Source organism: Komagataeibacter saccharivorans, assembly GCF_003207825.1.
GTDB classification, from domain to species: domain Bacteria; phylum Pseudomonadota; class Alphaproteobacteria; order Acetobacterales; family Acetobacteraceae; genus Komagataeibacter; species Komagataeibacter saccharivorans.
Genome location: NZ_NKTY01000007.1, coordinates 1 through 13,079, shown reverse-complemented (window position 1 = coordinate 13,079; position 13,079 = coordinate 1). Strand labels below are relative to the sequence as shown.

The window sequence follows — 13,079 nt, the reverse complement described above, 5'->3', positions numbered from 1 at the left end:
CCCCGCCCGGCATGCGGTCACCGGAACTGCGCATGTCGATTACCCGACTGAAATCCGGCTGGCACAATGGGTGAAACGGCCCCGGAGCAAAACCGGATTTAGTGAATATCTGCCCCCCGTTTTCTGGATCGCACCGAACCGCGCCAGCGCAACAGGGGTCATGCCACAAATCATAAAGACGTTTTTGGTGAAGCTTTTTTCAAAAAGTTTCAGAAAACGGCACAGCAACCCTGCCGCATCACTTACCGCTGTATCCATTCCCGCCGTTCGGGTGCGCGGCGCTCCCACCCCCGGCGTTCCAGTTCCGGCGTGCTGGCCGGTTCCGCCGGGTAGCCGACACATAGATACGCCACCAGTTCCAGCGTCGGTTCCACATCCAGTACGCGCATGATCTGGTCCGGGTCGATGATCGACACCCATCCAACCCCGATTCCCTTTGCCGTCGCCGCCAGCCAGAACGTATGGATGGCCATGACGGTGGACCATGTTGTCGTCTGCGGCATGGTGCCGCGCCCCAGCCCGCGTCCCTGCGCCGGTTCGGGGTGGGACAGCACGGCAATATGGTGCGGGGCATCGTCCAGACCCGCCAGTTTCAGGCGTGCGTAATGCTGCGCATCCGGCCCGGTGCGATCGGCCAGCGCTTCGGCATTGCAGCGCATGAAGTCCTGCCGCACGGCCTGACGCCGCTGCGGGTCGTCCACGCGGACGAAACGCCATGGCTCGCTCAGTCCGACCGATGGCGCGAGGCAGGCAATACGCAGCAATTCATCCAGAACCGGTTCGGGCACGGGTTCGCGGCGGAAGTGCCGTACATCCCGCCGCCAGCGAAACAGGTCGTCCAACTGGTCCATGAAGACGGGAGAGAATTCGGGCATGGTCGTCATGCCGTTCTCTTTCGTTCATTGCGGCCCGTCTGTCACGTCCCCAATCCCTGGGTGGCCACGGCACGCCCGCCATATGGGGATGCCACCGTGCAGATATGAATATGGCGGCGCACCGGAATGCGCCGCCATATCAGAATATATCCGGCAGGACTGACCACCGCCGCAGGTCAGTTCCGGTCCCAACCCCGCAGGGCCAGCAGGGAAGGCGCTCCCTCAATCCCGGCATGGCAACCGGACGGCACGGCGATACTGGGCAGCGTGGCCAGCAGCATCATTCCCTGTTTCCGATACGCGGCACCAACCCACGCGACGACGCGCCGGGCCCTGGTACGGATGGAAAGGAAGGCGGGAGACGGGGAAAATCCCATGGCAGGGACAGGAGAAAAACTACGCATCGAGGCGTTTCCCGTGAGCCTAGCGGGCGCGCTTGCCGCATGCTGCTCCTGCCGCGCACGCTACGCCGCAACCCGATGCTTGCAAATATAATATTTTCGCAGATTTCCGGGCCGATCCATGCTTTTTTCGCAGGGCTTTTTCCGGCAGGTGTTGCATGAAAAATGCACCTGCCGGAACGTCCGTTTCCTCAGATACAGCCAATCTGCCACGAAGCCCGCCATTCCTGCCCCGGCTGTAGATGGAACACTGCGGGACGGGTGGAAAATTCACCCTTGAATCCGACAGGACTGGCCAGCCCGTACCACGGTTCGATGCACAGGAAATCAGCCCCCGGCTTCATCCATATGCCCAGTTGCGCAAACCCTTCCCATGTCAGCCGCAGGCCGGGACCATCGGGAATGCGGTATGTCAGGCCCCGGCTGGCGGGGCGGTCCATAATCAGGGCATCATGCGTGAACAGCGCCTCATCCAGATGGAGCATACGCCCCCGTACCGGGGTGGGAAGTGGATCGGGCAGCAGCAGCCCCCCGTCCAGCCTGCGTACGTCTTCAGGTTCGGGCTGATCGAATTCGATGACATGGCGATCCTTGGGCACATCGGGCGCCAGCGGCCAGATAAAGGCCGGATGCGCCCCCAGCGATGCGGACAGGACGCGCTGCACATCAGGGTTGGTGACGCAATACCCCACGGACAGCCTGCCCTGCGTGATGCGGTATTCAATGACGAGGCTGAAGGCAAAAGGAAAGACTTCGCGCGTCTGCGCCGTATCAACCAGTTCCAGACGGCAACCGGTTTCATCACGCTCCAGCCAGCGAAAGGCACTGTCGCGTGCGAAACCGTGCTGGGTCATGTGATACCCGCGCCCGTCGATCCACGCGGTATCATCCACCAGCCGCCCCACAATGGGAAACAGCACGGGGGAATGCCGCCGCCACGGTTCCTGCCCGCTCCACAGCAGGTCGCGGCTACCGGCGCGCAGGGCACGAAGTTCCGCCCCGTGGGCGCTTACGGTTGCGCCCAGAACACCATCGCCGAATGTGTGGGTATCGTCAGTCATGCCGGTGGCTCCATCCATTTCATGATGGGCCACCATGCACGATCAGGGTGGTCCCTGCCTACTGATGCGCGGTTGAAGCAGATGTGAGCGGAGCAGGCGCGCCTTTGTCCCCATTGGCAGGTCTGAGTTTCAGGGTCAGGCGTTCCACTGAAAAGGCCAGCCGCGCCCCGCTGCTGCTGGATGTAAACTTGATGTATATGCCGTTATTGTTTTCCATGACGGCGCCGCCCTTGCCCGCGCCCACCGTCGCTTCGCCCTGAACGGACCAGTATGTCCCTTCGATATCCTGCAGGCGGTACAGGTTATAGACGGTGCCCGTAGCCCGTGTTCTGGAAAAGCCGATGGCGGCACCGGAGCCACCATGAATACGGAAGGGATAGTCGTGCCCTTCAAACGTCAGGATACCCTTCCCCCACGAAACACCCGCCCCCAGATCCGCCGCTGACAGGGTAAAGGCAATGGTTCCCGTGTGATCACCCAGCGCATCGGCTGCATGAGCATACGTGACAGGGCCGATAGAGGACACGGACATAACGACCGCCGCGGCGGCCAGAGATGCAAGGCGCAAAGCAGACTCCATGACTTCCGGCGAACGGTGTCGCCCCATATCCTTACATGGCCGACATGGTTTCCATGTCACACGTTGAGAGTGCCGCACAAATACCAGCCATGCAAATTATATCATGGACATGTACCGCTTCAGCTTCAGTTTATTTCGCCCCGCCGGGCGTGACCGGGGCCAGTTGCGCGCGCGCTTCCCCATTGGGCAGGGCCGCTGTGTGCAGGTTCACGTAAACCTGTCCGTTCTGAAGGGCCTGCGCCTGTTCGGATGAAAGCAGGACGGAGCCGTGCTGGCCGGATTTGTAGGGGGCGGGAATGGGCACGAGCACGCCCGCTTCCTCACTGGCCGAAGCGGGGCCATGGAAATGGGCGGCGACGACCGGCCCGCTCAGCCCGGTCCATGTCAGCGTATATTTGACCAGATTGCTGTGGGTATCGAGCGTGGCCCGGACCGTACCTTCGGGGTGGGAGGTCGTTGCATGTTCGGGCTGGAAATGACCTTCCAGCCGCATGGTTGCCGCCATAACGGGAGAAGCGACCGCGATGCTCGCCGCAAGAAGGGCGGGCAGGGCGAAAAAACGGACCATATCAACCTCCACTACAGAATACTGCCTGCATGCAATACTTTATTGTTGATGTAATGTTTACGCAGTGAATGTTTATGTGATGCATGAACGTACCGGTCATGCAATACAAATCATTATCAGACCCGGTACGCAGGCCCCTTATATATCCAGCGGGCGCGGGCGTTCCATCCATGCCATATCCGGCCGGAACCATAGCGAAACCCGCTGATAGCACCCACGCCGACGGGGCCATAACAGGCCGGCGAGGCCATGCGTATTCATCCACTGACAGTGCATCACACCCTCCGCAAGGGCAGGACGGCACCCGTTACCAGGGGTGCGCGTCTGATATGAAACGCCCGGTATCCACCACCATGCCCATGGCAAAGTAGCACACCACGATACCCAGCAGCATCAGCAGGCAGGACAGGATCACACGCATCCATGCCATGTGCCACCGATCCCGTAAGGCGACAAGACGCGGTGGCCACCTGCCGTCAACCCACGCCCGTACCGCCCGCTGCCCCGTAGACCTGACCGGTAATGTAGCTGGCCTCGGCCGATGCCAGCAGCACATAGACCGGGGCCAGTTCCGCAGGCTGCCCGGCACGGCCCATGGGGGTATTGCCGCCAAAATTGTGGATGTTCTCCTCCGTCTGGCCACCACTGATCTGCAGTGCGGTCCAGAACGGGCCAGGGGCGACGGCATTGACCCTTATGCCGCGCTGCACCATCTGCTTGGCCAGTGATTTGACAAAGGCGACAATGGCCCCCTTGGTCGCGGAATAATCCAGCAGGATTTCGGACGGATTGAACGCGTTGACCGAAGCCGTGGCAATAATCGCGCCGCCACGCGGCATAAGCGGGATCGCCGCCTTGCTGAGGTAAAACAGCGCATAGATATTGGTGCGGAAGGTTTCGTCAAACTGTTCGTCGCTGATATCAAGGATGGAATCCTGATGACGCTGGCGGCCCGCATTGCTGACCAGTATATCCAGCCCGCCCAGTTCGCTATGCGCCCGTTCAACCAGCGAGGTACAGTATTTCCTGTCCCGCAGGTCGCCGGGGAGTGCCACCGCTTTCCGTCCGGCCTCCCGGATCAGGGCGACAACCTCGCGCGCATCGGGTTCTTCCTGTGGCAGGTAGGCGATGGCGACATCCGCCCCCTCCCGCGCATAGGCGATGGCCGCAGCACGACCGATGCCGGAATCCCCGCCCGTAATCAGCGCCTTGCGCCCCGCCAGCCGACCGGACCCGCGATAGCTGGTTTCCCCATGGTCGGGCCGTGGCGTCATCTTGCCCGCAAGGCCGGGCCATGGCTGTGACTGTTCGGGAAACGGGGGGCGGGGATAGGCGTTTTCCGGATCGACCAGCGCGGCGTGCGGGGCGGTCATTTCCGCGCCCTGCGCCCGGCCCGACGCGGCGGCGACCGTGACAAGACCGGCCGCCACACCCGTCAGGACCGTCCGGCGGGATGAAGAATGATGCATGTCATCAGGCATGATGGAATGCTCCCTGTCTGTGGGGTGCTGACACCCTGTTTACAGACCAGAACACCCTTCGCCGCCGCAGGGTTGCCTGCCGGGCGCGTTTTCTGCCTGCGTGCGGATCAGGGCAGGGCTGCGATTCCGGTGATCTCGACCTTCCAGCGCGGATCGGCCAGGCGGGCTTCCACCGTGGCGCGCGCGGGCTTGCACGCGGGATCAAGCCACGCATCCCATGCACGGTTCATGGCCGCCATATCGTTCATGTCGCTCAGGAAAATCTGGACTGACAGCAGGCGCGCACTGCTTGTGCCCGCTTCCACCAGCAGGGCGTCAATCTGGCGCAGGATGTCCGCCGTCTGGCCCTGTGCATCAAGGTCGGGATCGTCGGCCACCTGTCCGGCCAGATAGACCACGCCACCATGCACGACGGCGCCGGTCAGCCTTTCTTCGGGTTGCAGGCGTGTAATGGTCATATGAAGGTCCTTCCGTGCTGGGATTCGTTATGCTCGCAGGCATGGCTGCCCCTGCTGGCCTAACCGATCATGGCGTGGATGGAAACGATATGAGTTGGTGCGTCACCCGCCTGGCACCCCTGCCCACCCGATGCGCAAGCGAAACCTCGTGACAGTTGCGCGGGCGGGAATCAGCGGTGGCGGAACATCTCGTACAACGCGACCGCCGCCGCATTGGATACATTCAGGCTTTCCATCTGGCTGCTCATGGCCAGACCGGCAATCTCGTCACAATGCTCGCGCGTCAGCCGTCGCAGTCCGGCCCCTTCGGCCCCCAGCACCAGTGCGACGCGACGCTGATGGAAGGATGCGCCATCCAGTACGCCACCGCCCGCATCCAGCCCCACGACCCACAGCCCACGGGTCTTGAGCGCGTCCAGCACGCGCGACAGGTTGACCACACGGATCAGCGGCACGATTTCCAGCGCACCGGATGCCGCGCGCGCAAGCGTGCCGGTTTCTTCCGGCGCGTTACGGTCCTGCATGACAACAGCCACCGCACCAAACGCCGCCGCCGAACGCAGGATGGCCCCCACATTACGCGGGTCGGTCACCTGATCGAGCACCAGAACCGGTCCGGGCTGTTCCAGCACGGTATCAAGATCAGGCGCGGTCAGGGCATCGGCCAGCAGGGCCATGCCCTGATGAACCGCATCGGCGCCACACAGCATGTCCAGCCGCGCGCGTTCGGTCCGCACGGGCTGGATGGGAAAACCGCCTTCCAGCTTTTCGGCCAGCGTTTCCTCGGCTTCGGCTGTCACCAGAAGCTGGCGCAGCTTGCGATCCGGGTTTTCCAGCGCCGCCTGTACGGCATGCAGCCCATACAGCCAGCAGGTGCCACGCGGGGCTGAGGCCGCCCCACGCCCCCCCCGACCACCCCGGTCAGGTCCGGATCGGGAAGACGAAGCGGAAGGGGCCGCAGGCGAATGGCCGCGACGACGGGGAGCGCGCATGTTCATGCCCGTTCTTTAAGCCTAACGACGGGCTGCGTCATTCCCCGAAATGCACGCGGGCGAAGTTTTTCGCCAAACCTATTGACACCCCCCGCCATACCCCTTAATTACCCCGCCAACCCGGAGGGATGCCCGAGTGGCTAAAGGGGGCGGACTGTAAATCCGCTGGTGTACGCCTACGTTGGTTCGAATCCAACTCCCTCCACCATTCTCCTTTCTCAATATAATATCAGGTCTTACCGCTACACGCGGTCGCTCACCTGTGCCGGTAACGGTCTGGCAGCAATCCATGCGCAGGGCCGTTCCGTGGCGGCAACGCACGTGGGGCACGGGCGGTACACACGGAATCCACGTCTGACGGGCAGGACGACTTCGGTCATGCAACCTGCGCAGGCGCGGGATACACCCCGTGCGCGCCATTCATTACTGTCAGATTATGAATTTTTCCTTCGTTTTCATTTTTTTGACATAATGAAAACGATACATCCCATCAGATGCCTTCCATTCCGAATGAATTTATGAAAATTATTCCCATAACTTCGCTTCTGCATTGATTGATATTTACTTAATATTGTCGATTATATTTCCGTCCAGAATGAACCATTATTTTACTCTACGAATCATTATTTCTATATTGTTTGTAACATATTGTAATATAATGATATTTTAAGTATTTGGCCGATAATATCCGATAGGGCCGACCATTTTCCTATTATTATGGCAACGCCTGACCATACCGTGCGCTATATTTCAGAATGACAACCAAATGGAAAGATACAGATGCTACGGTCAATCCCCATTCTTGCCGCCTGTCTGTCAATTGCCGTTACCGCCAGCACGGCGGGACATGCGCAGTCGGTTGCGTCCGGCCATCGGGATATCCTGCTTCAGGCCGATCACGCATGGAATGGCATGACGTATGAAAAATACCCCACCACACAACCGGAACTGACCATGATCCGGCTGACCATTCCCGCGCATACCGCCCTGCCATGGCATACCCATCCGGTACCGAACGCGGGGTATGTGCTGGAAGGGCAGTTGACAATCCATGACCGGGAAACGGGCAAAACGCAGACCTTCCATCAAGGGCAGGCCTTTGCCGAATCAGTCAACGATACCCATCGCGGCGAAACGGGGGAAACACGGACCGTCCTGCTGCTGACCTATGCCGGCACACCGGGCACACCGACCTCCGTTCCCGCAAAAGGGGAAAAACCGGAATACTGATACAGACTGTTGCGAAATCGCAATAACGTTATTTGTGTTTAAAAAACAACAAGGTACACGAAAACGATTCCGTGAGGGCAACAGGAAATATATTTTGGTGATCGCTGTTGCCTGACAGCCTGCGCCGTTCCACACTCCTGCCCTTCATGCCGTGACGACCCCATCCGCTACCCCTGGTGAAGTGAGACGACACATAGTGAAAGAGGCGACCATGTCGGACATCTCACAGATGTCTTCACCCTTGCTGGAGAAGCTGTCGCTTGCCGTGATGATAGCGGACGGGTCGGGTCGTATCGTCTACAGCAATTCCCCGGCCCGCGAGATGACCGGCCATAATGAGGCCGAAATGGCCGACACGCGGCTGGGCCGGCTGTTTCCCGACCTGTCCCACGCCTGCGAACCCATGCCGGTGGAGGGGGCGCGCAAATGCCACACCACCCTGCGCCGCCGGGACGGGCTGGGCGTGCCGGTGCATCTGTGCCGTGAGGGCATAAACTGGAACGGCCATTCCTACGAACTGGTCTGCCTGCACGACCGGACGGAGGAGGAACGCAACCGCGAGGAAGTGGAGATCAGCAAACTGATCGTCCATGCGACCGACCGGGGCATTCTGGTTCTTGACCCGCAATACCGCATCACCCATGCCAACCGCGCCATCCTCGCCCTGCTTGGCACGGAAGCGGATGTGCTGCACGGCATGGCCTTCAGTTCCCTGCTGTCCGACACGCAGGGCGATATCGAAACCCTGCGCCAGTTCCAGCAGCACCTCTCGCACCGCACCGGCTTCGAACTGGATATGCGCACGCGCACCCCGCAGGGCAGGGAACTGCGGCTGCGTTGCGCGGTCACCCCCCATTACGCGACGAATGAAACGTTAAGCGATATTATCGTCGTCCTGCACGACATCACCCATGACCAGCAGTTACGCGAACTGCAACGCGATGTGGTGGAAGCCCTGACGGACCAGTTCCCGCTGGATGTCATGCTGGACTTCATGTGCCGCCGGATCGAACTGATCGCGCCCGACTGCATGGCCGTGGCCATGCTGGGCAGTGGCCCGACGGTGCGTCCGGGCGGTCATGGCAATATTCCGCTGCCCATGCTCCACGCTCTTGAGGGGCTGGAGGCCAGCACGACAGGCGGGGCCTGTGGCACGGCCATGGCCACGGCGGAAGAAGTGGTCGTGGCGGATTTCACCACCGAAACCCGCTGGCCCGAACTGCGCGCCACCATGCGCGCGCATGGGATTGCAGCGGAATGGGCCGTGCCCATTATCCTGCGCAACGGCGATGTGGCGGGCAGTTTTTCACTGTATTTCCGCAATCCCGGCGCACCTGATGTCTGGCACCGCCGCATCGTCAGCGCCTGCGTGCATCTGGCCATGCTGGCCATCGAACAGCAGCGCAGCCGTGAATCCATCATACGCCTGTCCTATACGGACCGGCTGACCAGCCTGCCCAACCGCATGTGGCTCAACCGCCGCATGCAGGAACTTGATAACCGCCAGCCCGCCGCCCCGATCAGCCTCATGATCATCGATCTCGACCGCTTCCGCAAGATTGTGGAGGCACTGGGACAGGGCCGGGCCGACCAGCTACTTCTGGAACTCTCCCGCCGCCTGCGCCACGGCATTGCCGGGCGCGATGTCCTGATCCGCACGGAAGGGGACGAGTTCGTCATCATTACCGAAGAAAACGCGCCCGACGTTACCCTTCTGGCCGAACGCATCATCCATAACCTTGAAGAACCGTTTACCGTGGATGGCATCCCGGTCAGCATTTCGGGCAGTATCGGCATCTGCACCCATATCGACGATCAGGACATGGAGGAAACCCTCCGTCAGGCCTATACCGCGCTGGCACAGGCCAAGAAGGCGGGCCGCGGCTGCTACCGTTTCTTCCATCCGTCCATGACCCGGCAGGCCGATGACCATGTCATACTGGCATCCAGCCTGCGTGAAGCGATTGCCGACAGACGGCTGAACCTTGTCTACCAGCCGCAGGTGAACGTGCTGACCGGCAGGCTGCACGGGGTGGAAGCCCTGTCACGCTGGACCGACCCGGTGCTGGGCACGATCCCGCCGGGGCGGTTCATTCCCGTGGCGGAAGAAACCGGCCAGATCCGCGCGCTGGGTGCATGGTCGTTACGGGTGGCATGTGAACAGATGGCCGAATGGATTGCACGCGGCGTGGCGGTGCCGACCGTGTCGGTCAACCTGTCCGCCATACAGTTTCAGGACCCCGAACTGGTTTCCCAGCTTGCCACCGTGCTGCACCAGACCAACGTCCCGCCGGAACGGCTGATCGTGGAACTGACCGAAACCACCATGATCGAGAATTTCGAGCAGACCATGACCACGGCGGTCGCGATCCGCAATCTGGGGATCGGCCTGTCCATGGATGATTTCGGAACCGGTTATTCCAGCCTGGCCAACCTTGCCAGCCTGCCCATAAACGAGGTCAAGATCGACCGCAGTTTCATGAAGGGCTTCGGCAGCACCGGCAATGTACGGCAGGTGGTGACCGCCATCATCCGCATTGGCCATACGCTGGGCATGACCGTAATTGCCGAAGGCGTGGAAGAAGCCGAACAGTGCATCCAGCTACGCGCCATCGGCTGTGACGTGATACAGGGGTACTATTTCGCCCATCCAATGGATGCTGAATCACTTGATACATGGATACGCGAACGCAGGTTCCAGTCCGCCCTCAACCCGTAAGCGGAGCGCTAGCTTCCCGTGCCGCCGCCATGGACGCCTCGTTGAACGCAAAGGGCAGGCACGCATACCGCACCCCCTGCGTTACCGGGCGGACCGCATGCAGCAGCGCACATGAAAACACCACCGCGCCACCAGCAGGCGGCCGCAGGCCGCGCGACGAAAATTCGGGGAAGGAGAGTTCCCCGCCCCCATAATCATCGTTCAGCGTGATCGAGATGGCGAACAGCCTGTGGGCTGCCCCCGGCACCGTATTGTCACGATGCGGACCGAAGCATCCACCCTCCGCCGCATCGTACCGGCCCAGCACCATGCGGTCCATGCGGGTCACGGTGCACTGGAACACACGGGTAATTTCGGGCACCACACGCCGGATGATGCGCGCCTGTAACTGCCGGACAAGATCACCGTCGCGTAACAGGCAGTCACGTCGGCTCTTGAACCCAGAATCAATTATATTGACCGGCTTTCCATCCGCCCCGCGCGTCAGCACGGCAGACGGACGGGATTCGTGCGTGTGGTAATAATCCATCAGTACCTGACAGAACGCCGGTTCCAGCACGGCAGGCAGCATGAGTGCGGGAACCGGCCCATCCTGCACGGGCGGCAGGCGCATGACATGATCGAGCACGCGCGCCGCCACATCCGGCGCATCGGGCATGCTGAGGCATACACGCAGCATGGGATCGACCACGACCCAGAAGCATTGCCCCACCCCGATCCCGTACAGGTCATGCACCCTGCGGTCGGCATCCCGGAAAAACCGGATGGATTCCCCGCCTGTTACAACCGGGATACGGGTTTCATCCGCACTGTCCGCGCTGACGCCAAAAAAACCGACCGCACCGTCCGCCTGCTGCGCGGCCCGCGCCCGCATGACCGACAGGGCGCGAGCAGCGCCCGGATCAAGGGTGGAGGGAAAGAAGAACAGAATGCTGTATCGGCCCGCCGCCATGTCAAAGCTGTAATGACCCCACCGCGTTGTACAGCGCTGCACAAACCGTGGGGCTGGATCGCCCGCTGCAACCGGCAATACGTTCATGATTTCCCATCCCCCATGGCGGCATCATGCCAGCACCATATATTTTTCTGTCCGGCGACATGCTGATATGACTGTTGTCATCCGTTGCATCATGTCAGGTCCGCCATGTCCACGTCCCCCGCCCATATTGCCGTGATCGGCAGCACGAACATTGATTTTGTCACGCATGTCGAGCGTTTCCCGCATCCCGGTGAAACGCTGCATGTCCATTCCTCCACGACCGGGCTGGGGGGCAAGGGCGCAAATCAGGCGGTTGCGGTGGCGCGGCTGGGACAGGACGTGGCACTGGCTGGCTGGACCGGAACCGACATGCTGGCCGAAATGGCGCGCACCACCCTGCACGATGCCGGGGTGAACGCGCGCTGGCTTCTGGCCGATCCGCAGGCGGGCACGGGCCGGGCCTTCATTACCATCAACCATGCGGGGGAAAACCAGATTCTGGTGGATGGCGGCGCCAACATGGCCCATGGGGCCGAAGCCTGTTCCCATCTGGCCCCGGTGCTGGACAATGCGGCAGTAGTCATGATGCAGATGGAAATGGATGCGGAGCTGGTGCAGGCCGTCGCACGACAGGCCCGTGACCGGAACATACCGGTCGTGCTGGACCCGGCCCCGGTGCCTGCAACCGGTCTGCCCGACGCCTTATTCGCCCTGGCGGATATCCTGACCCCCAATGAAAACGAAACGCGCGAACTGACCGGTATCCTGCCCGTCGATGAAGCTACCGCCCTGCACGCCGCCCGGATCCTGCATGAACGCGGCACGCACACGGCCATCATCAAGCTGGGGCACCGGGGCGTGGTATATTCCACCGCCACGACACGGGGTTTCGTACCACCTTTCGCGGTCAGGGCGATTGATACGGTCGCGGCCGGGGACTGTTTCAACGCCGGACTGGCGACTGCGCTGGCGCGTGGGGCGACGCTGGGCGAAGCCGTGCGCTACGCGGCTGCCTGCGGGGCGCTGGCCACCACCCGAGCGGGTGCGGCCGAAGCGGCACCGACCGCCGATGAAGTCGCATGCCTGCTTGACCGGACACCGGGCTGAGCTTGCATGCAGGGCGGCAGGCATTATAGTCCGCCCCATCAGTCAACGGTCCCGTGCAAGCGGGTAAAAGAGGGAATGCCGTAGACCCGGCAGGGTGCAATGCCCGGGGTCGCAGTCGGTAGCTGTACCCGCAACTGTAGGCGGAGAGTATTTCATCTGGCGTCGCCATCAGGCGGCAACCACTGGCTCCGGCCGGGAAGGTAGATGAAATGCAATGACCCGCAAGCCAGGAGACCTGCCGTTGTCCACCTACCATATCGCCGGGCGGGTATTCCCGGAGATGGGCATAAAAGAATGTATCCGACCAGTTAACATCCCGTATTGCCAGTTCCGCACCGACCAGACACCCGGTTAACGCCGCGTGGTGGCCGGTTATGACCAGACCCATCCTGACGGGATGTTTTTGTAGATGAAATTCTTTCATTCCCTGCGGGTGCGCAGGTACCTGCCCCGCATCATATTACTGGGCTGCTGCACTGCCGGCAGTCCCGAAGCCCACGCCCAGACACCCCTCACCCAGCTTGCGCAGGACCGCGCCCGCCTTGGCAATTCCACCCCGCTGGTCCAGCAGATTGACCCTGCGACGGTGCGCGATTCAGAACGCGCGCAGGCCGATGCGGAGGAAAAG

Annotated in this window: 12 protein-coding genes, 1 tRNA gene, 1 pseudogene and 1 riboswitch; of the genes and pseudogenes, 5 read left to right on the top strand and 9 right to left on the bottom strand. The window is 61.6% G+C overall.

Going from position 1 to position 13,079, the window contains the following annotated elements:
* Positions 1-242 precede the first annotated feature (242 nt).
* The 8 genes from bluB to rlmB form a co-directional block, all read right to left on the bottom strand.
* Positions 243-884, bottom strand: a complete 642-nt coding sequence (bluB, locus tag CFR79_RS06165; RefSeq protein ID WP_174234092.1) for a 5,6-dimethylbenzimidazole synthase — start codon at positions 882-884, stop codon at positions 243-245.
* Between the two features lie 583 nt (positions 885-1,467).
* The gene (locus CFR79_RS06155; protein WP_110547316.1) at positions 1,468-2,337 is read right to left on the bottom strand and encodes an aldose 1-epimerase family protein; all 870 of its coding nucleotides are present in this window, start codon (positions 2,335-2,337) and stop codon (positions 1,468-1,470) included.
* Positions 2,338-2,395: 58 nt separating this feature from the next.
* Complete coding sequence (locus tag CFR79_RS06150) at positions 2,396-2,917, bottom strand: hypothetical protein (RefSeq protein WP_371207685.1); 522 nt, start codon at positions 2,915-2,917, stop codon at positions 2,396-2,398.
* Positions 2,918-3,047: 130 nt separating this feature from the next.
* Positions 3,048-3,485, bottom strand: coding sequence for a CHRD domain-containing protein (locus tag CFR79_RS06145; RefSeq protein ID WP_110547267.1), 438 nt, complete (start codon positions 3,483-3,485; stop codon positions 3,048-3,050).
* A 307-nt stretch (positions 3,486-3,792) separates the two neighbouring features.
* Complete coding sequence (locus tag CFR79_RS16115; RefSeq protein WP_257997648.1) at positions 3,793-3,915, bottom strand: hypothetical protein; 123 nt, start codon at positions 3,913-3,915, stop codon at positions 3,793-3,795.
* Between the two features lie 46 nt (positions 3,916-3,961).
* On the bottom strand, positions 3,962-4,966 hold the full coding sequence (locus tag CFR79_RS06140) for an SDR family oxidoreductase (protein WP_305069206.1): 1,005 nt from the start codon (positions 4,964-4,966) through the stop codon (positions 3,962-3,964).
* Between the two features lie 107 nt (positions 4,967-5,073).
* Positions 5,074-5,424 carry a RidA family protein gene (locus tag CFR79_RS06135; RefSeq protein ID WP_102325357.1) on the bottom strand — a complete coding sequence of 117 codons (351 nt, stop codon included), beginning with the start codon at positions 5,422-5,424 and terminating at the stop codon, positions 5,074-5,076.
* A 170-nt stretch (positions 5,425-5,594) separates the two neighbouring features.
* A complete protein-coding gene (rlmB, locus tag CFR79_RS06130; protein WP_102325356.1) occupies positions 5,595-6,422 on the bottom strand; it encodes a 23S rRNA (guanosine(2251)-2'-O)-methyltransferase RlmB in 828 nt (275 codons plus the stop codon).
* Between the two features lie 116 nt (positions 6,423-6,538).
* Between rlmB and CFR79_RS06125 the strand changes: the two genes are divergently transcribed.
* From CFR79_RS06125 to CFR79_RS06115, 3 genes are all read left to right on the top strand, one after another.
* A tRNA-Tyr gene (locus CFR79_RS06125) sits at positions 6,539-6,624 on the top strand.
* Between the two features lie 572 nt (positions 6,625-7,196).
* Positions 7,197-7,646: a cupin domain-containing protein gene (locus CFR79_RS06120; protein WP_110547266.1), complete on the top strand. Its 450-nt coding sequence runs from the start codon at positions 7,197-7,199 to the stop codon at positions 7,644-7,646.
* A 229-nt stretch (positions 7,647-7,875) separates the two neighbouring features.
* A complete protein-coding gene (locus CFR79_RS06115) occupies positions 7,876-10,365 on the top strand; it encodes an EAL domain-containing protein (protein ID WP_258373429.1) in 2,490 nt (829 codons plus the stop codon).
* On the opposite strand, the gene CFR79_RS06110 is transcribed toward CFR79_RS06115, so the two are convergent.
* Positions 10,355-11,404, bottom strand: a complete 1,050-nt coding sequence (locus CFR79_RS06110) for a redoxin domain-containing protein (RefSeq protein ID WP_110547264.1) — start codon at positions 11,402-11,404, stop codon at positions 10,355-10,357. The genes CFR79_RS06115 and CFR79_RS06110 overlap by 11 nt on opposite strands.
* Positions 11,405-11,509: 105 nt before the next feature.
* On the opposite strand from CFR79_RS06110, the gene CFR79_RS06105 reads away from it, so the two are divergent.
* Together CFR79_RS06105 and CFR79_RS06100 are read left to right on the top strand one after the other, a co-directional pair.
* On the top strand, positions 11,510-12,451 hold the full coding sequence (locus CFR79_RS06105; protein WP_102325352.1) for a ribokinase: 942 nt from the start codon (positions 11,510-11,512) through the stop codon (positions 12,449-12,451).
* A 29-nt stretch (positions 12,452-12,480) separates the two neighbouring features.
* A riboswitch (cobalamin riboswitch) is annotated at positions 12,481-12,708 on the top strand.
* Between the two features lie 152 nt (positions 12,709-12,860).
* Positions 12,861-13,079 (top strand): annotated as a pseudogene (locus CFR79_RS06100) (carbohydrate porin); the annotation flags it as partial.